The 20516-nt window shown below is 56.3% G+C and carries 20 protein-coding genes, 1 other RNA gene and 1 pseudogene; 14 read left to right on the top strand and 8 right to left on the bottom strand.

Features of this window, described 5'->3' with window-relative positions; all coding sequences use genetic code 11:
- Positions 1 to 199: 199 nt before the first annotated feature.
- Both GNG26_RS19305 and GNG26_RS19300 read left to right on the top strand, forming a co-directional pair.
- Positions 200 to 724 carry an SCP2 domain-containing protein gene (locus GNG26_RS19305; protein ID WP_156239821.1) on the top strand — a complete coding sequence of 175 codons (525 nt, stop codon included), beginning with the start codon at positions 200 to 202 and terminating at the stop codon, positions 722 to 724.
- Positions 718 to 1221 (top strand): GNAT family N-acetyltransferase, encoded by a 504-nt coding sequence (locus GNG26_RS19300; protein WP_103824909.1) that lies wholly within the window; start codon positions 718 to 720, stop codon positions 1219 to 1221. The genes GNG26_RS19305 and GNG26_RS19300 overlap by 7 nt, the downstream gene beginning before the upstream one ends.
- Here the strand turns inward: GNG26_RS19300 and GNG26_RS19295 are convergent.
- A pseudogene (locus tag GNG26_RS19295) lies at positions 1208 to 1548 on the bottom strand (GIY-YIG nuclease family protein). The gene GNG26_RS19300 and the pseudogene GNG26_RS19295 overlap by 14 nt on opposite strands.
- Before the next feature lie 14 nt (positions 1549 to 1562).
- Between GNG26_RS19295 and GNG26_RS19290 the strand changes: the two are divergent.
- Positions 1563 to 1991 carry a YhbP family protein gene (locus tag GNG26_RS19290; protein ID WP_103824907.1) on the top strand — a complete coding sequence of 143 codons (429 nt, stop codon included), beginning with the start codon at positions 1563 to 1565 and terminating at the stop codon, positions 1989 to 1991.
- Here the strand turns inward: GNG26_RS19290 and GNG26_RS19285 are convergent.
- A complete protein-coding gene (locus GNG26_RS19285) occupies positions 1977 to 2495 on the bottom strand; it encodes a type 1 glutamine amidotransferase domain-containing protein (RefSeq protein WP_103824906.1) in 519 nt (172 codons plus the stop codon). The two genes, GNG26_RS19290 and GNG26_RS19285, sit on opposite strands and share 15 nt — an antisense overlap.
- Before the next feature lie 126 nt (positions 2496 to 2621).
- On the opposite strand from GNG26_RS19285, the gene GNG26_RS19280 reads away from it, so the two are divergent.
- Positions 2622 to 3266, top strand: coding sequence for an NAD(P)H-binding protein (locus GNG26_RS19280; RefSeq protein WP_103824905.1), 645 nt, complete (start codon positions 2622 to 2624; stop codon positions 3264 to 3266).
- 33 nt (positions 3267 to 3299) lie between these two features.
- Here the strand turns inward: GNG26_RS19280 and dolP are convergent, their stop codons facing one another.
- Genes dolP through GNG26_RS19260 form a run of 4 tightly spaced genes read right to left on the bottom strand, consistent with a single transcriptional unit; the run spans position 3300 to position 6976 of the window.
- Positions 3300 to 3875: a division/outer membrane stress-associated lipid-binding lipoprotein gene (gene dolP, locus GNG26_RS19275; protein WP_103177149.1), complete on the bottom strand. Its 576-nt coding sequence runs from the start codon at positions 3873 to 3875 to the stop codon at positions 3300 to 3302.
- A gap of 9 nt (positions 3876 to 3884) precedes the next feature.
- On the bottom strand, positions 3885 to 4475 hold the full coding sequence (gene diaA / locus GNG26_RS19270) for a DnaA initiator-associating protein DiaA (RefSeq protein ID WP_032614385.1): 591 nt from the start codon (positions 4473 to 4475) through the stop codon (positions 3885 to 3887).
- 21 nt (positions 4476 to 4496) lie between these two features.
- The gene (locus GNG26_RS19265) at positions 4497 to 4892 is read right to left on the bottom strand and encodes a YraN family protein (protein ID WP_103177148.1); all 396 of its coding nucleotides are present in this window, start codon (positions 4890 to 4892) and stop codon (positions 4497 to 4499) included.
- Positions 4850 to 6976 carry a penicillin-binding protein activator gene (locus GNG26_RS19260; RefSeq protein WP_156239820.1) on the bottom strand — a complete coding sequence of 709 codons (2127 nt, stop codon included), beginning with the start codon at positions 6974 to 6976 and terminating at the stop codon, positions 4850 to 4852. The genes GNG26_RS19265 and GNG26_RS19260 overlap by 43 nt, the downstream gene beginning before the upstream one ends.
- Before the next feature lie 62 nt (positions 6977 to 7038).
- Here GNG26_RS19260 and rsmI point away from each other — a divergent pair, with 62 nt between their 5' ends.
- Positions 7039 to 7902 carry a 16S rRNA (cytidine(1402)-2'-O)-methyltransferase gene (gene rsmI / locus GNG26_RS19255; RefSeq protein WP_103824903.1) on the top strand — a complete coding sequence of 288 codons (864 nt, stop codon included), beginning with the start codon at positions 7039 to 7041 and terminating at the stop codon, positions 7900 to 7902.
- Positions 7903 to 7906: 4 nt separating this feature from the next.
- Positions 7907 to 8887, top strand: a complete 981-nt coding sequence (locus GNG26_RS19250; RefSeq protein WP_156239819.1) for a Fic family protein — start codon at positions 7907 to 7909, stop codon at positions 8885 to 8887.
- A 126-nt stretch (positions 8888 to 9013) separates the two neighbouring features.
- Here GNG26_RS19250 and garD read toward each other — a convergent pair whose 3' ends face one another.
- Entirely contained in the window at positions 9014 to 10585 is a 1572-nt protein-coding gene (garD, locus tag GNG26_RS19245) for a galactarate dehydratase (RefSeq protein ID WP_103824902.1), read from the bottom strand.
- A gap of 414 nt (positions 10586 to 10999) precedes the next feature.
- Here garD and GNG26_RS19240 point away from each other — a divergent pair, with 414 nt between their 5' ends.
- From GNG26_RS19240 to GNG26_RS19210, 7 genes are all read left to right on the top strand, one after another.
- Positions 11000 to 12334: an MFS transporter gene (locus GNG26_RS19240; protein WP_103824901.1), complete on the top strand. Its 1335-nt coding sequence runs from the start codon at positions 11000 to 11002 to the stop codon at positions 12332 to 12334.
- Positions 12335 to 12349: 15 nt separating this feature from the next.
- A complete protein-coding gene (garL, locus tag GNG26_RS19235; protein WP_039031683.1) occupies positions 12350 to 13120 on the top strand; it encodes a 2-dehydro-3-deoxyglucarate aldolase in 771 nt (256 codons plus the stop codon).
- 31 nt (positions 13121 to 13151) lie between these two features.
- Positions 13152 to 14042, top strand: a complete 891-nt coding sequence (garR, locus tag GNG26_RS19230) for a 2-hydroxy-3-oxopropionate reductase (protein WP_103824900.1) — start codon at positions 13152 to 13154, stop codon at positions 14040 to 14042.
- A gap of 60 nt (positions 14043 to 14102) precedes the next feature.
- Positions 14103 to 15248 (top strand): glycerate 2-kinase, encoded by a 1146-nt coding sequence (garK, locus tag GNG26_RS19225; protein ID WP_114316599.1) that lies wholly within the window; start codon positions 14103 to 14105, stop codon positions 15246 to 15248.
- A gap of 32 nt (positions 15249 to 15280) precedes the next feature.
- Positions 15281 to 15658: RNase P RNA component class A (gene rnpB / locus GNG26_RS19220), an RNA gene on the top strand.
- Between the two features lie 433 nt (positions 15659 to 16091).
- Entirely contained in the window at positions 16092 to 17423 is a 1332-nt protein-coding gene (locus GNG26_RS19215; RefSeq protein ID WP_114316600.1) for an amino acid permease, read from the top strand.
- Between the two features lie 21 nt (positions 17424 to 17444).
- Positions 17445 to 18749 carry a serine dehydratase subunit alpha family protein gene (locus GNG26_RS19210; RefSeq protein WP_156239818.1) on the top strand — a complete coding sequence of 435 codons (1305 nt, stop codon included), beginning with the start codon at positions 17445 to 17447 and terminating at the stop codon, positions 18747 to 18749.
- Positions 18750 to 18787: 38 nt separating this feature from the next.
- On the opposite strand, the gene GNG26_RS19205 is transcribed toward GNG26_RS19210, so the two are convergent.
- Entirely contained in the window at positions 18788 to 19489 is a 702-nt protein-coding gene (locus tag GNG26_RS19205; protein ID WP_103824896.1) for a pirin family protein, read from the bottom strand.
- A 105-nt stretch (positions 19490 to 19594) separates the two neighbouring features.
- Between GNG26_RS19205 and yhaJ the strand changes: the two genes are divergently transcribed.
- Positions 19595 to 20491: a DNA-binding transcriptional regulator YhaJ gene (gene yhaJ, locus GNG26_RS19200; RefSeq protein ID WP_103177135.1), complete on the top strand. Its 897-nt coding sequence runs from the start codon at positions 19595 to 19597 to the stop codon at positions 20489 to 20491.
- Positions 20492 to 20516 lie beyond the last annotated feature (25 nt).

The following is a 20516-nucleotide window of genomic DNA, read 5'->3' as shown; positions in this document are numbered from 1 at the left end:
CCCCAGAGGGATGCAAAATTGTTATCGAACAGGGATTTTAATTAACCATCCGGCGACAATTTTTGATTTAAGGCAGCTAATGGCGTATTGATGACACCAATAATGGGTTAGGCCGGTTGTCAGTTTGTTGATTTACCCCGCTATACCGGCGACTGGATATGGCAAAATATCAGGACTATAGATATCAGGAGTATTGCTCGTGCTGGATAAACTGCGTTCACGTCTCGTACAATTTGGCCCGTCGCTGCTGAGCGTGCCGGTTAAGCTCGTGCCCTTTGCCCTGAAGCGTCAGGTACTGGAGCAGGTGCTCAGCTGGCAATTCCGCCAGGCGCTGGCGGATGGCGAGCTGGAATTTCTCGAAGGGCGCTGGTTACGTATCGAGGTGCGCGATATTGGTCTGCGCTGGTACACCTCCGTTGAAAATGAACAGCTGGTGGTGCGCGAATCCGCCGAGGCGGATGTCAGCTTCAGCGCTGACGCCAGCGATCTGCTGATGATTGCGGCACGCAAGCAGGATCCCGACACGCTCTTCTTCCAGCGCCGTCTGGTGATTGAAGGCGATACCGAGTTAGGTCTGTATGTCAAAAACCTGATGGATGCGATTGAACTGGAACAGATGCCGAAGCCGCTGCGCGTGGCTCTGTTGCAACTGGCCGATTTTGTCGAGGCGGGTCTGAAAACTCCGCCGGAAAGTAAACACACTTCTGTAGGTGAGCCATGTTGATTCGAGTAGAAATTGGCATCGATGCCCCGGGTATTGACGCCTTATTACGCCGGTCGTTTGAAGGGGAAGGTGAAGCGCAACTGGTTCACGATCTTCGTGAAGACGGCTTGATTACGCTGGGTCTGGTCGCCACCGATGATGAAGGTCAGGTCGTTGGCTACGTGGCTTTTAGTCCGGTCATCGTGCAGGGCGAAGAGCTGCAGTGGGTCGGCATGGCGCCGCTGGCGGTGGATGAAAACTATCGCGGACAGGGACTGGCGCGCCAGCTGGTCTACGAAGGGCTGGATTCACTCAATGAGTTTGGCTACGCCGCGGTCGTGACGCTGGGCGATCCGGATTTCTACAGCCGTTTAGGCTTCGAGAAAGCGGCACATTACGATCTGCGTTGCCGCTGGCCGGGCACCGAGTCGGCTTTTCAGGTCCACCGTCTGGCCGACGATGCGCTTAACGGCGTGAGCGGCCTGGTGGAGTACCACGATCGCTTCAATAGCTTTTAACCGGCGGCCTTTGCAGGCTCTCGCGTAGCGCCTCAAACGACCCGTCTCCGCTGACGAGGCGCTCTTTCTGGCGCTTCGTGAGCTGTTTAATGCGATATTCCAGCCGGAGGGCCAGGGAGCGATCCCCTGCGACGGCGGAAAACGCCAGCGTCAGCTCTCCTTTACCCCTCAACGCCTTCGCTCCTTTTCCCGTTTGATGTTGCAGGAAGCGGCGCGGCACATCGGTTGTGATGCCCGTATAGAGTGCATTATCAGCAGTTCGAACAAGATAGAGAAACCAGCACACGGCGACAGATTCAGTATGTTAAGGTGAGTGCACCTTAGCATGAGAGAGAAGCGAAATGGAAACTCTGGCCGCCATCAACCGCTGGCTGGCGAAGCAGCACGTGGTCACCTGGTGCGTGCACCATGACGATGAGCTGTGGTGTGCAAATGCCTTTTACTATTATGACTCGCAGCGCGTCGCGTTCTACGTCTTAAGCGAAGACAAAACCCGCCATGCGCAGATGAGCGGCAAACAGGCGAAAGTTGCAGGCACCGTCAACGGGCAGCCCAAAACCGTGGCGTTAATCCGCGGGGTGCAGTTCAAAGGGGAGATTCGTCGTCTGGAAGGGGAGGAAAGCGACGTGATGCGCAAGCACTATCTTCGTCGCTTTCCGGTTGCCGCTGCCATGCCAGCTCCGGTATGGGAGATCCGTCTGGATGAACTGAAGTTCACTGACAACACGTTAGGCTTTGGCAAAAAACATCACTGGCTACGCGCCGAGTAAGCGCAACGCCTCACGGTTAAAGGCGATAAGATCTTCTGGCGTCCGGCTGGTAACCAGCTGATCGTTATCGATGACTACCTCCTGATCGTGAAAATCGGCTCCTGCGTTTTTCAGATCGATGGCGATCGATTTCACGCCCGTTAGTTTACGTCCGCGCACAACCTCAGCGCTGATGAGCAGCTGCGGACCGTGGCAGATAGCAAAGACCGGTTTCCCGCTGGAGACAAAGTCCCGGGTAAAGGTCACGAAACGCGTATCGCTGCGTAGCGAGTCCGGGGAGTGCCCGCCCGGCAGTAACAGGGCGTCAAAGTCAGACGGGCTCACCTCATCGATGGTTTTATCGATGGTCACGCTGGCCTCGCCCTTATGGCCTTTTACCGTTTTGCCTGCCTCTTTTTCAATGGTGATCACCTCATGGCCCGCCTTACGAAACGCCTCGGCAGGTGAAGTAAATTCTGAATCTTCAAACTCGTCGGTAATCAAGACCGCAATTTTCTTGCTCATGCTTCCTCCGTTGTTTTGGCTTCAGACAGCTTTTTTCCAGCTTGTGGTAAATACTTAACGTTCAGACCACTAAGTGTGGTTGAGTGGCATGAAATCGCATACGGACTAATCTGCAAAGGAGGAGTAATGAGTCAGGTTTTAATTACCGGCGCGACCGGCCTTGTGGGTGGGCACCTGCTGCGTATGCTAATTCAGGAGCAGAAGATCAACTATATTGCCGCCCCGACGCGTCGCCCGCTGGGCGATATAGAAGGGGTGTTTAATCCCCACGATCCGCAACTGACCGATGCGCTGGCACAGGTTCAGGATCCGGTTGATACCGTCTTTTGCTGTCTGGGCACCACCCGGCGTGAGGCCGGCAGCAAAGAGGCCTTTATTCATGCCGATTACACGCTGGTGGTGGATACTGCGCTGACCGGCAAACGACTCGGGGCGAAGCATTTCCTGGTCGTGAGCGCCATGGGGGCTAACGCGCATTCGCCGTTCTTCTACAACAAGGTGAAAGGCAAAATGGAAGAGGCCCTGATCGCCCAGAAGTGGGAGCGGTTGACCATTGTGCGACCGTCAATGCTGCTGGGGGAGCGGGAGAAGCATCGCTTCAGCGAGTCGCTGTTTTCCCCGCTGTTCAGCCTGCTGCCCGGCAACTGGAAGTCTGTCGAGGCGCGGGATGTGGCGCAGGTCATGCTGCAGGAGGCGCTGGGTGCAGCACCGGCAGGGGTCAATATTATTCCGTCGGCGAAAATCAGGGAGCAGGCGCAGGGCGAAGGATGAGCGCCCTCTGCCAACGGCAGAGGGCAGGGGAGATTATTTGATGTAGGTGAAGGCCGTGGTCACGTGTTTCACGCCACTCACCCGGCTGGCGATATCCGCCGCCGCTTTACCTTCACGCTCGGTCACCAGGCCGAGCAGGAACACTTCGCTGTTCTCGGTGGTCACTTTCACGTTAGAGGATTTCACCTGATCGCTACCCAGCAGCTGGGAGCGCACTTTGGTGGTGATCCAGGTGTCATTTGAGGCGGCACCCAGGCCAATCGGCTGGCCCTGACGTATTTCGTTAAATACCTCAGTCGTCCCTTCTACACCCATCGCAATTTGTTTCGCGCGGGAGGCAAGCTCGGTATTCGGCGCCTGTCCGGCCAGTAACACCTTGCCCTGATAAGCCGTAACGTTAATGCGCGCTTCTTTCTTAATCTGTTGGTCTTTGGAGAGTGCACTGTTTACGCGCAGCTCCAGGGTGCCGTCATCCACCTGCGTGCCCACGGTACGCGGGTCGGTCGCGGCTTTGGTGCTCACAGCGGCGGTACCCACTACCGCTGCAGCCACACATCCCTGAAGCAGCAGCGCAGAAATAAGGACTGCGAGGGGCGAAAGTGCCTTCATGTTTACTCCTTAATCATCCTGGTGAGGGAAAAGCGTGTTATCGATCAGATCGCATAAACAGTTCACCGTCAGCATATGCATCTCCTGAATGCGCGCGCTGCGGTGGGAAGGAATACGGATCTCAACGTCATGCGGACCTAACAGCCCCGCCAGCTCGCCGCCGTCGTAACCGGTCAGCGCAACGATGGTCATATCGCGCGTGACAGCCGCTTCCACGGCTTTCACGATGTCGCGGCTGTTGCCGCGCGTGGAGATGGCCAGCAGGACATCACCGGCATGCCCTAACGCGCGCACCTGCTTGGCGTAGATCTCATCATGAAGACGATCGTTGGCAATCGCCGTTAAGACCACGTTATCGGTATTAAGTGCAATGGCAGGTAAACTGGGGCGCTCTGTCTCAAAACGATTGATCATACTGGCAGCAAAATGCTGTGCGTTGGCGGCCGAGGTGCCATTACCACAACAGAGAATTTTGTTGCCGTTAAGCAGGGACTGAACCAGCGTCATCGCCGCGCGGGAGATGGCGTCCGGCAGCGCTTCTGCTGCTGCAATCTGAGTCTGAATGCTTTCCGTGAAGCAAACCTTAATTCTTTCGAGCACGGTATCCCTTAACGATCTGATTTACGCGTCTTCGCCGAAGGCGTTTTTGAACCATTCGATGGCGTTTCCGGTGAAGGCTACCACATCGAACCGGCAATCCACAGTGTCAAAGCTGCCATTATGCCGGGCAAGCCACAACTGGGCGGTGTGTAACAATTTTTGTTGCTTAGCCCGGGTCACGCTGGCGGCGGCCCCACCGTAACGGGATGACTGGCGGTAGCGCACCTCAATGAACACGATGGACGGGCCGTCCTGCATGATAAGGTCAATTTCCCCACCGCGTCCGCGAACGTTGGCGGCGATAAAGCGCAGTCCTTTGCGCTCAAGCCAGCGACGCGCCTGTAATTCGCGCGCGTCGCCGGTCTGTTTGCGGGTTAACTGGCCGGAACGATCTGTCCCTGCTGGTATTTGAGCCATGATAACTTCCTGTTAATCACGCAGTCCTGAGTGGCGGTGAGATCGCCGGTATTGCCGTTAAGGGTAAAGCCCGGCACCTGGCGCATCTGGGTGAAGTGGTTCGCCAGCGCCCAGGCATCCACGCCCATGGCATACAGGCGCGCCAGCGAGTAGTCGTTACGCACGCTGCTGAGCGCCTGCTGCATCAGCTCTGGGTTTGCCCCTGCGAGCATCGGGATTTCGCTGTACTGCAGTCCTTCCATCTCAAGACGGAAGTCCGGGCCTGCGGTGCCCTGTGCGCTGCGCGAGCTGGCGTACAGCGACACGCCCGCCTGGCTGCCGTTACGCATGGCGATCATCGGTTTGATAAAGGCGATCTCTTCCGGGGTGGCGACAATATAGGCCGCATCGACGTTACCGCCGCCGCTGATCTGCGCATCCGTTGGCGGCGCCGGGATAGTCAGACCACCAATCGTCACGCTCTGCTGCTGTGGCAGGCTGGCAGTCACCGGGCTACCGCTGAGGGCAATACCCGCTCCGCCGTTCACGCCCGCGCGCAGTTCTGAGGCTGAGCCAAATTTCTGCTGTAGAACAATACCACCGCCCAGCTGTTGCCACTCCTGGGCAAAAGCGTTAGCGACGCGATCGCCCAGTTGGCTGCGCGGGATCAGCAGCAGGGGAGCCTGCTTACCTTGCTCATGAATATGGCGGGCCGCATCGCGGGCTTCGTCTTCTGGCGACAGGGCAAAGTAGCAGACGTTAGGGCGATTCTGCACCTGCTCCGGCTGGTTCAGCGCCAGCACGTTCAGCGGGGTGTTGCTTCTCACCAGCTCGTCCACGTTGTTTTTCAGCAGCGGGCCGACCACGATGCTGGCGCCATCCTGCTGCACCTGATTCAGCACCTGATCGAGCGGCTGGCTGCTGGTGTCATACACTTTTATCTCTGCAGACGGATTACCCATGGCCTGTGGCTGGGCGACGGTCTGCGTCTCTTGTGTCGTGACCGGAGTCTGCACCGGCTCCTGCACGTTGCTTTCCTGTACGTTGCCTTCCGGCGCGGCGACAGGTTGCGGAGTGGCAGGGGCCTGCACCGGATTCTGAAGCGTGCCTGGCTGAGCAGCGACAGGCTGGGTCGCGGTCAGATCGTTGGTTTCGGCACTGGACGGGCTCACCACATCACCGGCATTAGCGGCCTGGGCGACCTGGGCGACCTGGGCGGGAACCGCGCTGCCCGCGACGGCGGCAGTACCGTTTCTCGCCGCTTCAAAACCCTGCTGGATCGTGCGGCCAAAGACGGCGGCCTGGCCACCTAATGGCAGCAGCAGGGCGATTTTGCTGGTGGAGGCTGGCTTGAAGTTCTGTACATTAACCAGCTGCGTTGGCAGCATGGTTGCGCCCGGGTTATTTGGATAGCGGGTTTGCCAGTCTTTAATTCCGGCTTTCAGCATATTCGGATCGTTGCGGTTATCGAACCAGACGCGCTGCAGATCCAGCCAGCCCTGCAGGATATTCTCGTCGGCGTTAATCACCAGCGCATTGGCCTGATCGGGATTCATGGCGGAGAGCGTCTGCCAGGTGGCATCGATATTTTTCTGTTTTTCGGCAGCGGAGAGCAGCGGCTCCTGGGCGATCAACGCCCGCAGCAGCGTCAGGGAAGGGCGACCCTGTTCGGCAGCGATACCGGCCTGCCAGAAACGCGCCTGCTGATTTTTATCCAGCGCGCTGATGTCGATATTGCCGAGGATAGTCTTCGCGCCGGCAGCATCGTTCTGCGCAATTTTCAGCTCTGCGGCCAGCAGCGACTGCTCGCGACGTTGGGTATCGGTCAGATCCTGCGGCAACTGGTTAAACAGATCGGTGGCATGCTGGGTTTTACCCTCTTTCAGCAGTGCACGAATGGCGAGTAATTGCCAGTTGATCCTGGTATCATTCGAGCTCTGCTCCATCTGGTGCAGATAGAAGCCGGAGTCAGCCTGGGCTGTACCCTCCATGTGGGCAGCACTTTGATCGGGCGCCTGTGTGCCACAGCCTGCAAAGAACAGGGCTGCCAGCACCAGCGGAAGGCTGCGCGTGGCTTTATTATGAAAAAACGTTAAGGGTACCATACTGTATCCAGTGATATTTTTTACGCAATGCTTAATATTAAATCGGCAATACGGATGAAACAATGAAACAACACGAAACGGCAGATAATTCTCAGGGTCAGCTATATATTGTACCTACTCCCATCGGGAATTTATCTGATATTACCCAACGTGCACTCACCGTATTGCAAAGCGTTGATCTTATTGCGGCTGAAGATACCCGCCATACTGGCCTGCTGCTGCAACACTTCGCCATTAATGCCCGCCTGTTTGCCCTGCACGACCATAACGAGCAGCAAAAGGCCGAGACGCTGGTGGCAAAGCTGAAAGAGGGGCAGAACATCGCCCTGGTCTCCGATGCCGGCACGCCGCTGATTAACGATCCGGGCTATCACCTGGTTCGCACCTGCCGCGAGGCGGGCATTCGGGTTGTCCCGCTGCCAGGACCGTGCGCCGCCATTGCCGCCCTGAGCGCGGCGGGCCTGCCGTCTGACCGCTTCTGCTACGAAGGCTTCCTGCCCGCCAAATCCAAAGGTCGTCGCGACGTGCTGAAAGCGCTGGAAGCCGAACCGCGCACGCTGATCTTCTACGAATCAACCCACCGTCTGCTGGAGAGCCTGGAAGACATGGTCGCCGTTTGGGGAGAGGCGCGTTACGTGGTGCTGGCCCGTGAGCTGACCAAAACCTGGGAGACCATCCACGGCCTGCCGGTTGGCGAATTGCTGGCATGGGTGAAAGAGGATGAAAACCGCCGTAAGGGCGAGATGGTGCTGATTGTCGAAGGGCACAAGGCCGAAGAGGACGCCCTGCCTGCGGATGCCCTGCGCACCCTCGTGCTGTTGCAGGCCGAGCTACCGCTGAAGAAAGCGGCCGCGCTGGCAGCAGAGATCCACGGCGTGAAAAAGAACGCGCTGTATAAATATGCGCTGGAGCAGCAGGGAGAGTAAGCTCGTGAGCCGTTATCAACCGCCTTTTACGATTACGTCTGCAATCCTTAATCTGGTGGTTGAAACGGGAGAATTGCTGGGACACTGGGCTGCTTATACGGGGCGAGCTTCACCTCTGCTGCGTAAAGAGAATCGTATTCGTACTATCCAGGCGTCGTTAGCCATCGAGCATAATTCGCTGACCACCGGGCAGGTGACCGCAATTATGGATGGAAAGCGGGTGCTGGCCCCGGCAAAAGATATTCAGGAAGTCAGAAACGCCATCCAGGCCTACGAGCACCTGAATATCTGGCAAGCCAGTCGCCTGAAAGATTTGCTGAGTGTCCATCGGCTCCTGATGAAGGGGCTCGTAGATAATCCCGGGCAACTGCGCCAGGGGGATGTCGGGATCTATCGTGGTAACCAACTGGTGCATATGGCACCTCCTGCGTCTCAGGTACCTCGTCTGGTGGATGAGCTGCTTGGCTGGCTTAATGCCACAGACTTGCACCCGCTGATCGCCAGCTCTGTATTCCACTATGAATTTGAATTTATCCATCCCTTTGCCGACGGTAATGGTCGTATGGGGCGTCTCTGGCAGACTCTTATCCTCAGCCACTGGCGTGCCGAGCTGGCCTGGTTGCCGGTGGAAACGCTGATCCACTTTCAGCAAGAGCGGTACTACGCCATCCTTGGGCAGTGTGATAAAGCCAGCGACTGCACGGCTTTTGTCGAATTTATGCTACAAAATCTTGCCGATGCGCTGCGTGAAAGTATCTCAACCCCGCATGCATTGTCGGAACAAATGTCGGAACAAATGTCGGAAAAAGAGGAAGCCATCCTGCAACTTTTGATTGCCCAGCCAAAGATGACAGCTTCCACCCTGGCCTCAATGCTCGGTGTAACCTCCCGTACGGTAGAACGCTACCTTAGCGCATTACAAAGCAAGGGTAAGGTACAACGGGTCGGTGCTAGAAAAGGTGGGTACTGGCAGGTCTTAAGATAGGCTGCGCTTGTCCTGTCAGACGATATTACTTCTGATATGCAAACCTTCGAAATGTTGAGCATCTGCCAGAACGAAAGGCAAAAAAAAGCATGGCCGGAGCCATGCTAAAAGAGGTTTACTGCAAACTCAGGTCACCGGTGCCGGGTTAAATACCGCCAGCTGGTTATGTAATCCCCATTGATCGGAGAAAGTCTTCTTACGTCCACTCGCCACGTCGAGAATGAAGTGGAACAGCTTCCAGCCTACGTCCTCAATGCTCTCTTCGCCGGTAGCGATAGTGCCTGCATTGATATCCATCAGGTCAAACCAACGGTTCGCCAGCTCGGTACGGGTCGCCATTTTAATGACGGGAACCGCCATCAGGCCGTACGGGGTGCCGCGACCGGTAGTGAAGACCTGGACGGTGATCCCGGAGGCCACCTGCTGGGTACCACAGACGAAATCGCTGGCGGGCGTGGCGGCGTAGATCAGGCCACGTTTTGTCGGGCGCTGGCCGGGGGAAAGCACTTCAACGATGGCGCTCTTGCCCGATTTGGCGATGGAGCCCAGCGCTTTTTCCACCACGTTCGCCAGGCCGCCTTTCTTGTTGCCCGGTGACGGGTTGGCGCTGCGGTCGGTCTTGCCCATGTCGAGATAGTTATCATACCAGGCCATCTCCTCCAGCAGGCGTTTGCCCACCTCTTCGTTGATGGCGCGCGGCGTCAGGAGATGGATCGCGTCGCGCACTTCGGTCACTTCGGAGAACATCACCGTGGCGCCACAGCGCACCAGCAGGTCTGAGGCATAGCCCACTGCTGGGTTGGCGGTCACGCCCGAGAAGGCGTCGCTGCCGCCGCACTGCATCCCCACCACCAGCTCAGAGGCCGGGCAGGTTTCACGCTGGCGCTGATTCAGTTTTGCCAGATGGCGCTCTGCGACCTGCAGAATGTCATCCACCATCGACCGGAAGCCGACATGCTGCTCGTCCTGCAAACGCACGATGCTGGCGTCATCCACCGGGATCGCCTGCACATCTTCGGTGCCCTGGAGCAGCTTTTCGGGTTGCAGCTTCTCGCAGCCGAGGCCGATAACCATCACTTCGCCGCCGAAGTTCGGGTTCAGGGCGATATTGTGAATAGTGCGGATAGGGACAATTGCCGCCGGGGCATTGATCGCCACGCCGCAGCCGTAAAGGTGGTTCAGACCCACCACGCCGTCGACGTTGGGGTATTTTGGCAGCAGATCGCGTTCGATGATCTTCACCACATAATCGACCACACCCGCCACGCAATGCACGCTGGTGCTGATGCCGAGCAGGTTTTTGGTGCCGACGCTGCCGTCCGCATTGCGATAACCTTCAAAGGTGTAGCCTTCAAGCGCAGGCAGCGGCTCCGGTACGCGGGTGGCCAGCGGCAGGGTGTGCAGCGGCGGGGCTTCCGGCAGGGCAACCAGCGACTCATCAATCCAGCTACCCTGGGGGATGGCGCGCACGGCGTAGCCGATGACTTCGCCGTAACGCACGATTTCGCCCTGCGCCGGGATATCCACCAGCGCCACTTTATGGCCCTGTGGAATATGCTCGATGAGTTCAAGTCCGTCCGGGAAACGCGTTCCGGCTTTTAACCCCTGATCGTTAACAATAATCGCCACGTTATCGGTCTCATGTACCTTAATATAAAACGCGGTCGGCGACGTTTGACGAATTTCGATGTCGGCCATTGTCCAGTATTCTCCAGCGCGTGGGGGATAATTAATTGATCAAAGAGTACCTATATTTTCTTGTTATAAAAAATAAAGACTCTGCTCAGTGGAATAAAGAATGTCAGGCATGGGGAATTAATAATGTGATCGCGATCACTCATTTGTGACGGTGGCCTGCCCATAAGGGGAGCAATGGCGAAATCTGTGCATCAGCGCCCAAGGGTTTGTGCATATGCTCAAAATAATATTCACAATGAAATTGATAATTGAGCAATGCGACAATGCGTGGTGGTGGGCGCTTGATTATACTCATTAACGCTTTCATGGATTCGGTTAATTAACCGCAATTATCTCTAATTAGCAAAATAATCAGGATTGCCTCTTTCTTAAAACAATAAAAATAATTTCATTGATGTACCAGAGGAAATAAATATGTTGCTGGATACTACCGTTGAAACTAAAAAGGGTGTCCCCACCCGTTATTTAATATTACTCATCATTTTTATTGTTACTGCGGTCAATTACGCTGACCGCGCCACGCTCTCTATTGCCGGTACGGAAGTCGCCAAAGAGCTGCAATTAAGCGCCGTGTCGATGGGCTACATCTTCTCCGCCTTCGGCTGGGCCTATCTGCTGATGCAGATCCCCGGCGGCTGGCTGCTGGACAAATTCGGCTCGAAAAAGGTCTATACCTACAGTCTCTTCTTCTGGTCGCTGTTCACCTTCCTGCAGGGGTTTGTCGATCTCTTCCCGCTGGCGTGGGCGGGCGTTTCAATGTTCTTTATGCGCTTTATGCTCGGCTTCTCCGAGGCGCCATCCTTCCCGGCTAACGCCCGTATCGTGGCGGCCTGGTTCCCGACCAAAGAGCGCGGTACGGCATCGGCTATTTTTAACGCCGCGCAATATTTCTCGCTGGCGCTCTTCTCCCCGCTGCTCGGCTGGCTGACCTTCGCCTGGGGCTGGGAACATGTTTTCACCGTAATGGGTGTGATTGGTTTTGTGCTCACCGGCATGTGGGCGAAGTTTATTCATAACCCGACCGACCATCCAGGCATAAGCGCCGATGAGCTGAAGTTCATTAAGGAGGGCGGCGCGGTGGTCGATATGGACCACAAAAAGCCAGGCGACAAAGCGGCCAGCGGTCCGAAGCTGCATTACATCAAACAGTTATTGTCTAACCGCATGATGCTAGGCGTATTTTTCGGGCAATACTTTATCAACACCATCACCTGGTTCTTCCTCACCTGGTTCCCGATTTATCTGGTGCAGGAGAAGGGGATGTCGATTCTGAAAGTGGGCCTGGTGGCATCCATTCCGGCGCTGTGCGGCTTTGCCGGCGGCGTACTGGGCGGCGTATTCTCGGATCACCTGATTAAGCAAGGCAAGTCGATTACCCTGGCGCGTAAGCTGCCGATCGTGCTGGGTATGCTGCTGGCCTCCTCAATCATTCTGTGCAACTACACCAACAACACCACGCTGGTGGTCGCGCTGATGGCGCTGGCCTTCTTCGGTAAAGGGTTTGGTGCCCTGGGCTGGCCGGTCATATCTGACACCGCACCAAAAGAGATTGTTGGCCTGTGCGGTGGTGTGTTTAACGTCTTTGGCAACGTAGCGTCAATCGTCACTCCGCTGGTGATTGGCTATCTGGTCAGTGAACTGCATTCGTTCAACGCGGCACTGCTGTTCGTAGGGTGTTCTGCGCTGATGGCGATGTTCTGCTACCTGTTCGTAGTGGGCGACATCAAACGTATGGAATTGCAGAAATAAGCAAAGGTATAAGCGATGAGTAACGATATTTTCCCGAACAAATTTAAAGCGGCCCTCGCGGCACATCAGATTCAGATCGGCTGCTGGTCCGCGCTGGCAAGCCCAATCAGCACCGAAGTGCTGGGACTGGCAGGTTTTGACTGGCTGGTGCTGGACGGTGAACATGCGCCGAACGACGTCACCACTTTTATTCCGCAGCTGATGGCCCTGAAGGGCAGCCACAGCGCGCCGGTGGTTCGCGTGCCGACCAATGAGCCGGTGATCATCAAGCGCCTGCTGGATATTGGTTTCTATAACTTCCTGATCCCGTTTGTGGAAAACGTCGAAGAGGCGGTGCAGGCGGTAGCTTCCACCCGCTATCCGCCTGAAGGCATTCGCGGCGTGTCGGTCTCCCATCGCGCCAATATGTTTGGCACCGTGCCGGACTACCTCGCCCAGTCGAACAAGAACATCACTATCCTGGTGCAGATTGAGAGCCAGCAGGGCGTGGACAACGTCGATGCCATCGCCGCCACTGACGGCGTAGACGGCATCTTTGTCGGTCCAAGCGACCTGGCGGCCGCCTTTGGTCATCTGGGGAACGCAAATCACCCGGAAGTGCAGCGCGCCATCCAACATATCTTTGCCCGCGCCAAAGCGCACGGCAAGCCGTCCGGCATTCTGGCGCCGGTCGAGGCCGATGCCCGCCGTTATCTGGAATGGGGCGCAACCTTTGTTGCCGTCGGCAGCGATCTTGGCGTGTTCCGCTCCGCCACCCAGAAGTTAGCGGATTCCTTCAAGAAATAACCACCACCACTGAATAAAGAGAGACGCAATTATGACACTGAAAGTTGGTTTTATTGGCCTGGGTATCATGGGTAAACCAATGAGTAAAAACCTCATCAAAGCAGGTTACTCACTGGTGGTTGCAGACCGTAACCCGGAAGCCATTGCTGAAGTGATCGCCGCAGGCGCAGAAACGGCCGCCACGGCAAAGGCCATTGCTGAGCAGTGCGATGTGATCATCACCATGCTGCCAAACTCCCCGCACGTGAAAGAGGTGGCGCTGGGCGAAGGCGGCATCATCGAAGGGGCCAAACCGGGTACTGTGCTGATCGACATGAGCTCTATTGCACCGCTGGCCAGCCGTGAAATCAGCGAGGCGTTAAAAGCAAAAGGCATCGACATGCTGGATGCACCGGTGAGCGGCGGCGAGCCGAAAGCTATCGACGGCACCCTCTCTGTGATGGTGGGTGGTGACAAAGCCATCTTCGACAAATATTACGACCTGATGAAAGCGATGGCTGGCTCCGTGGTGCACACCGGTGAGATTGGCGCCGGTAACGTCACCAAGCTGGCAAACCAGGTGATTGTGGCCCTGAACATCGCCGCGATGTCTGAAGCCCTGACCCTGGCGACCAAAGCGGGCGTTAACCCGGATCTGGTGTATCAGGCGATCCGTGGCGGCCTGGCGGGCAGCACCGTACTGGATGCCAAAGCGCCAATGGTGATGGATCGTAACTTCAAGCCAGGCTTCCGTATCGATCTGCACATCAAGGATCTGGCGAACGCGCTGGATACCTCTCACGGCGTGGGGGCCCAACTACCGCTGACCGCGGCGGTGATGGAGATGATGCAGGCCCTGCGTGCCGACGGGCTGGGAACGGCCGACCACAGCGCCATTGCCTGCTATTACGAAAAACTGGCGAAAGTGGAAGTCTCTCGCTAACAAAGACGGGCGCGGGAACGCGCCCGCTATTTTTGCCTCAAGCGGTAACAGGCTATAACTATGAAAATCGTAATTGCCCCTGACTCTTACAAAGAAAGCCTGTCTGCCACCGAGGTAGCGCAGGCGATAGAAAAAGGCTTTCGGGAGATCTTTCCCGATGCAGAGTATGTTTCGGTTCCCGTGGCGGATGGCGGGGAAGGCACGGTTGAAGCGATGGTTGCCGCCACCAATGGCACGATGCAGCATGCAGTAGTGACGGGGCCACTGGGCGAAAGTGTCAATGCCTGCTGGGGGATCTCCGGCGATGGCGTGACGGCGTTTATTGAGATGGCGGCGGCGAGCGGACTGGCACTGGTTCCTCCAGCCCAGCGCAACCCGCTGATTACCACCTCCCGCGGGACGGGCGAGCTGATCCTCGCGGCACTCGATAAAGGTGCGCGCAATATCATTATCGGGATTGGCGGCAGTGCCACCAACGACGGCGGTGCCGGAATGGTGCAGGCGCTGGGGGCAAAACTGACGGATGCCAACGGCACCGAGATTGGCCACGGCGGTGGCAGCCTGATGGCGCTGAACAATATTGATATTTCGTTGCTCGATCCGCGTCTCAAAACCTGCGCGATACGGGTGGCCTGCGATGTGAGCAATCCGCTGATCGGTGAGCAGGGTGCCTCCCGCATCTTCGGCCCGCAGAAAGGGGCGACAGAAGCCAACATCGTCGAACTCGACAACAATCTTTCTCACTACGCCGATGTGATTCATACCGCGCTGCGTATTGATGTCAAAAATGTCCCTGGCGCGGGTGCGGCAGGCGGCATGGGCGCCGCGCTGATGGCATTCCTCGGTGCGGAGCTGAAGAGCGGCATCGAAATTGTCACCCAGGCGCTGAATCTCGAAGAGCATATTCACGACTGCACCTGGGTGGTGACCGGCGAAGGACGCCTGGACAGTCAAAGTATTCACGGTAAAGTGCCGGTGGGCGTGGCGCGCGTCGCCAGTAAATATCGCAAGCCGGTCATCGGCATTGCCGGCAGCCTGACCAGCGACGTCGGGGTAGTTCATCAATATGGCATCGACGCAGTGTTCAGCGTCCTGACCAGTATCAGCACCCTGGAAGAGGCGTTCCGCGGCGCGTTTGACAATATTTATCGCGCCTCGCGCAATATTGCCGCCACCCTGCGGGTAGGGATGCTCACCGAAGGGTGACAGCGGGGCGCAAACCCTCTATACTGCGCGCCGAAGCTGACCAGACAGTCGCCGCTTCGTCGTCGTCCCTTTCGGGGGAGACGGGCGGAGGGGAGGAAAGTCCGGGCTCCATAGGGCAGGGTGCCAGGTAACGCCTGGGGGGGAAACCCACGACCAGTGCAACAGAGAGCAAACCGCCGATGGCCCATGCAAGTGGGATCAGGTAAGGGTGAAAGGGTGCGGTAAGAGCGCACCGCGCGGCTGGTAACAGTCCGTGGCACGGTAAACTCCACCCGGAGCAAGGCCAAATAGGGGTTCACATGGTACGGCCCGTACTGAACCCGGGTAGGCTGCTTGAGCCAGTGAGCGATTGCTGGCCTAGATGAATGACTGTCCAACGACAGAACCCGGCTTATCGGTCAGCTTCAACTCTTTAGAAAACCCCGCTTCGGCGGGGTTTTTGCTACGTAGCGGTTGAGATGAATGACTGTCCAACGACGCTATACCAAAAAGAACGCGGCTTATCGGTCAGCTTCAACTCTTTAATAAAACCCCGCTTCGGCGGGTTTTTTGCTTTCTGGTGTCAGTCACGTACCAGCGATCAACAACCCGCGCGTGTCGCGGGTTGTTTATTCCTTGAAGCGCGTCACAATGAGAAAAATCGTCCCACTTCTTTTTTGAAAAGAGTAGTTTTTTCTTTTTTCAATCAAAAACCACACTAACGTTGTGATTTTTTTCTCTTCCTCTCCGGATATGATATTTCCACACCAATAACAAACGCCTGCACCTCTCTGGCTCATTATCGCTGATGAGCAGATATCCATAAAAAATAACTGTTTACCCTACAAAATAAGCGAGAGCCTAATGGATACGGCGACAAATAATAGCGTAATTGTGAACGACTCACCGGCAGCAAGACGGGCTGGAATGAGCGAGAGTGAATGGCAAGAAGCAATTAAATTCGACAGCAATGACACCGGTTGGATAATCATGAGTATCGGCATGGCAATCGGTGCCGGTATTGTTTTTCTCCCGGTCCAGGTGGGATTAATGGGCCTGTGGGTTTTTCTGCTCTCTTCCATCATTGGTTATCCGGCGATGTATCTCTTTCAGCGCCTGTTTATTAATACGCTGGCGGAATCACCAGAGTGCAAAGATTACCCGAGCGTGATCAGCGGTTATCTGGGTAAAAACTGGGGCATTCTGTTAGGAGCGCTCTATTTTGTCATGCTGGTTATCTGGATGTTTGTTTATTCCACGGCGATCACCAATGACAGCGCCTCTTATCTGCATACCTTCGGCGTGACGGACGGTTTACTGTCAGAAAACCCGTTCTATGGCTTATTACTGATCTGTATCCTGGTGGCGATCTCATCCCGGGGTGAAAAACTGCTGTTTAAAGTCTCCAGCCTGATGGTGCTCACCAAACTGCTGGTGGTGGCGGCACTGGGGGTCTCAATGATTGGCATGTGGCACCTCTATAATGTTGGCGCGCTGCCGCCGATGGGGCTGCTGATCAAGAATGCCATTATTACCCTGCCGTTTACTCTCACCTCCATTCTGTTTATTCAGACCCTAAGCCCAATGGTGATCTCCTACCGCTCCCGCGCAAAATCGATCGAAGTGGCACGGTACAAAGCCCTGCGGGCAATGAATATTGCGTTTGGCATTCTGTTTGTGACGGTCTTTTTCTACGCGGTCTCTTTTACCCTGGCGATGGGGCATGAGGAAGCGGTCAAAGCCTATGAACAGAATATTTCCGCCCTGGCAATTGCTGCGCAGTTTATTAGCGGTGATGGCGCGGGTTGGGTAAAAATCGTCAGCGTTATTCTGAATATCTTCGCTGTGATGACGGCTTTCTTTGGCGTCTATCTCGGCTTTCGTGAAGCGACGCAAGGCATCGTGATGAATATCCTGCGCCGCAAATTTCCGGCGGATAAAATCAATGAAACTACCGTACAGCGCGGCATTATGGTGTTTGCCATACTGCTTGCCTGGAGCGCCATTGTATTAAACGCGCCTGTGCTGAGTTTCACCTCTATCTGCAGCCCTATTTTCGGCATGGTGGGCTGTTTAATTCCGGCGTGGCTGGTCTACAAGGTCCCTGCGCTGCATAAATACAAAGGCGTGTCGCTGGTGATTATTATTATCACCGGGCTACTGCTTTGTGTTTCTCCTTTCCTCGCTTTTTCCTGATGTGCAATAAAGGTCGTAACGATGTCTGAGCAAATAAACCCTCTAGGGAACCTGTTTATTCACGCGGTGCAGGAAGAGGTTAAACCTGCCCTGGGATGTACAGAGCCTGTCTCGCTGGCGCTGGCCTGTGCCATCGCGGCTGAACAATTAAGCGGAGACATTACGCAAATTGAGGCGTGGGTTTCACCGAATTTAATGAAAAATGGGCTGGGTGTAACGGTACCGGGTACCGGCATGGTTGGCCTGCCTGTTGCGGCTGCGCTGGGGGCGATTGGGGGTAATCCCCGGGGCGGGCTGGAGGTGTTAAAAGATGCTTCGCCCGAGGCGATTGCCCACGCTAAAGCGTTACTGGCGGCAGGAAACGTGCAGGTAAAACTGCAGCAACCCTGCGACGAAATCCTCTATTCCCGCGCCACTGTCTATGCCGGGACGGAATCGGCAAGCGTCACCATTGCGGGAGGGCATACGCGGGTCGTACAGATCAGCTATCAGGGCGAAACACGCTTTATGCTGGACGAACAGCCGCAGTGCTCTGACGGCGATCCGCTGAGGGTACTGTCGAGCACGTCGCTGTCGCAGATCCTGGAGTTTGTTGAGCAGGTTCCGTTTTCCGCCATTCGTTTTATCCTGGAAGCCGGGCATCTAAACGATGCGCTCTCCCGGGAGGGATTAACCGGCAAATGGGGACTCCATATTGGCGCGACGTTGCATAGACAGCAGGCGCGTGGCTTTATCGACCAGGGACTAGGATCGGAGATTATCATCCGCACCAGCGCCGCGTCAGATGCCCGAATGGGCGGCGCGACACTGCCTGCGATGAGCAATTCCGGCTCGGGTAATCAGGGGATCACGGCAACGATGCCAGTTCTGGTCGTGGCGGAATATCTCCAGGCTGACGAGGAAAAACTGGCGCGGGCACTGATGCTTTCGCACCTCTCGGCCATTTATATCCATTATCAGCTTCCTCGCCTGTCGGCATTGTGCGCGGCGACGACCGCGGCCATGGGCGCGGCAGCAGGTATGGCATGGCTGCTGGACGGGGGCTATAAGGCGATTGAGATGGCAATCAGCAGTATGATTGGCGACGTCAGCGGAATGATCTGCGATGGAGCATCGAACAGCTGCGCGATGAAAGTCTCAACCAGCGTCAGCAGTGCCTGGAAATCGGTAATGATGGCGCTTGATGATTGCGCCGTGACCGGCAACGAAGGGATTGTGGCGCACGATGTTGAACAGTCCATCGCCAATCTGTGCTCGCTCGCATGCCGTTCGATGCAGGCAACGGATAAACAGATCATTGAGATAATGGCAGAGAAAGTCGCCTGAAATAACGGCCTCTCCTTGTGCAGGGAGAGGCCGCCTGTTCAGACCGGCAAATCGATCAACAGCGCACGCAGCGGCGTGTCAGCCACCAGGGTGATATTCGCCTCGTCGCGAATAAACGCACCATCTCCGCAGGTCAGCGCTTCGCGCTCCTCAGCGGGCGTTTGCGCATGTACCGTACCGTGAATAGATTGCAGGTAGGCGCGCGGGCCGTGCAGCTGAAAACTCAGGCGCTCCCCTTTATCCAGCTCGATATGATGCAGCCACACCTGCTGGCGGAGCTGCAGGCTGCCTGCGCTACCATCCGGCGAGGCCAGCAGCTGCTGTTTGGCATCCAGCAGATCGATCTTCTGGAGCAGCGGATTTTCCCGCTCCGGGCAGGCATCCAGCCACAGTTGCATCCGCGTCAGCGACTTATCTTTGCTGAGGTTATGTTCGCTATAGCTGATACCTGGCTGGGTGGCTATCAGCAATGCTTCACCGGCTTTCGCCTGGACATGGTTGCCCTCGCTGTCGCGATACTCTGCTTCGCCTTCAAGAATGAGGTTCAGGATATCCACTTTTGGATAGGTACGCGGCTGGAACGAAGCTCCGGGTGCAAGTACCTCCTGGTTCAGTACACGTAAAGAGGCATAGCCCAGCAGTTTCGGGTCAAAGTAGTGTCCAAAGGAAAAGGTGTAGCGGGCCTGCAGCCAACCGAAATCGGCTTGTCCGCACTGTTTAGCTGTTCTTGTCGTAATCATAAAACTTGACCTCTCTTTACACTAAAACAATGGTAAAGGTATGGACGCTGCATTGTTAGCCAGATATTCTGCCCGGTATGTTCAAATTTCCTGAATGAGAACACCATGGCTAAAGAGAGAGCATTGACCCTTGAAGCACTACGTGTGATGGACGCGATCGATCGACGCGGTAGCTTCGCCGCAGCAGCGGATGAACTGGGGCGCGTGCCATCTGCCCTGAGTTACACCATGCAGAAACTGGAAGAAGAGCTGGATGTGGTGCTGTTTGACCGCTCTGGTCATCGAACAAAATTCACCAATGTCGGACGCATGCTGCTGGAGCGCGGGCGCGTGTTGCTGGAAGCGGCGGATAAACTGACCACCGACGCCGAAGCGCTGGCCCGCGGCTGGGAAACGCATCTGACGCTGGTCACCGAAGCGCTGGTACCCACCACTGCGCTCTACCCGCTGGTGGATCGCCTGGCAGAAAAAGCCAATACCCAGCTTTCTATTATCACCGAGGTGCTTGCCGGGGCGTGGGAGCGCCTGGAGCAGGGCCGGGCTGATATCGTGATCGCGCCGGATATGCACTTCCGCTCCTCGTCCGAAATCAACTCCCGCAAGCTCTATACCGTGATGAATGTCTATGTCGCCGCACCGGATCACCCGATTCATCAGGAACCCGAGCCGCTGTCGGAAGTGACCCGCGTAAAATACCGCGGCGTGGCGGTGGCCGATACCGCCCGCGAGCGCCCGGTATTAACCGTTCAGCTGCTTGATAAACAGCCGCGCCTCACCGTCAGTACCCTGGAAGATAAGCGTCAGGCGCTGCTGGCCGGGCTGGGCGTGGCAACCATGCCGTATCCGTTCGTTGAGAAAGATATTGCCGAAGGGCGGCTGCGGGTGGTGAGTCCGGAGTACACCAGTGAAGTGGATATCATTATGGCGTGGCGACGCGACAGCATGGGCGAAGCCAAATCCTGGTGTCTGCGCGAGATCCAGAAGCTCTTTACCCAGAAGTAATGTCTATTGTAGGCCCGGCAAGCAC

This window comes from Leclercia sp. J807 (assembly GCF_009734465.1).
GTDB lineage: Bacteria > Pseudomonadota > Gammaproteobacteria > Enterobacterales > Enterobacteriaceae > Enterobacter.
This window is presented reverse-complemented; position numbering and strand designations above follow the sequence as displayed.

What these genes read in the sequence shown, in the direction of transcription:
- garL (WP_039031683.1), top strand. Translation starts at nt 12,350, where the DNA reads ATGAGTAACGATATTTTCCCGAACAAATTTAAAGCGGCCCTCGCGGCA.
- yhaJ (WP_103177135.1), top strand. Translation starts at nt 19,595, where the DNA reads ATGGCTAAAGAGAGAGCATTGACCCTTGAAGCACTACGTGTGATGGAC.
- GNG26_RS19210 (WP_156239818.1), top strand. Translation starts at nt 17,445, where the DNA reads ATGTCTGAGCAAATAAACCCTCTAGGGAACCTGTTTATTCACGCGGTG.
- GNG26_RS19215 (WP_114316600.1), top strand. Translation starts at nt 16,092, where the DNA reads ATGGATACGGCGACAAATAATAGCGTAATTGTGAACGACTCACCGGCA.
- dolP (WP_103177149.1), bottom strand. Translation starts at nt 3,875, where the DNA reads ATGAAGGCACTTTCGCCCCTCGCAGTCCTTATTTCTGCGCTGCTGCTT.
- GNG26_RS19300 (WP_103824909.1), top strand. Translation starts at nt 718, where the DNA reads ATGTTGATTCGAGTAGAAATTGGCATCGATGCCCCGGGTATTGACGCC.
- GNG26_RS19240 (WP_103824901.1), top strand. Translation starts at nt 11,000, where the DNA reads ATGTTGCTGGATACTACCGTTGAAACTAAAAAGGGTGTCCCCACCCGT.
- garR (WP_103824900.1), top strand. Translation starts at nt 13,152, where the DNA reads ATGACACTGAAAGTTGGTTTTATTGGCCTGGGTATCATGGGTAAACCA.
- GNG26_RS19290 (WP_103824907.1), top strand. Translation starts at nt 1,563, where the DNA reads ATGGAAACTCTGGCCGCCATCAACCGCTGGCTGGCGAAGCAGCACGTG.
- garD (WP_103824902.1), bottom strand. Translation starts at nt 10,585, where the DNA reads ATGGCCGACATCGAAATTCGTCAAACGTCGCCGACCGCGTTTTATATT.
- GNG26_RS19285 (WP_103824906.1), bottom strand. Translation starts at nt 2,495, where the DNA reads ATGAGCAAGAAAATTGCGGTCTTGATTACCGACGAGTTTGAAGATTCA.
- GNG26_RS19260 (WP_156239820.1), bottom strand. Translation starts at nt 6,976, where the DNA reads ATGGTACCCTTAACGTTTTTTCATAATAAAGCCACGCGCAGCCTTCCG.
- GNG26_RS19280 (WP_103824905.1), top strand. Translation starts at nt 2,622, where the DNA reads ATGAGTCAGGTTTTAATTACCGGCGCGACCGGCCTTGTGGGTGGGCAC.
- garK (WP_114316599.1), top strand. Translation starts at nt 14,103, where the DNA reads ATGAAAATCGTAATTGCCCCTGACTCTTACAAAGAAAGCCTGTCTGCC.
- GNG26_RS19265 (WP_103177148.1), bottom strand. Translation starts at nt 4,892, where the DNA reads ATGGCTCAAATACCAGCAGGGACAGATCGTTCCGGCCAGTTAACCCGC.
- rsmI (WP_103824903.1), top strand. Translation starts at nt 7,039, where the DNA reads ATGAAACAACACGAAACGGCAGATAATTCTCAGGGTCAGCTATATATT.
- GNG26_RS19205 (WP_103824896.1), bottom strand. Translation starts at nt 19,489, where the DNA reads ATGATTACGACAAGAACAGCTAAACAGTGCGGACAAGCCGATTTCGGT.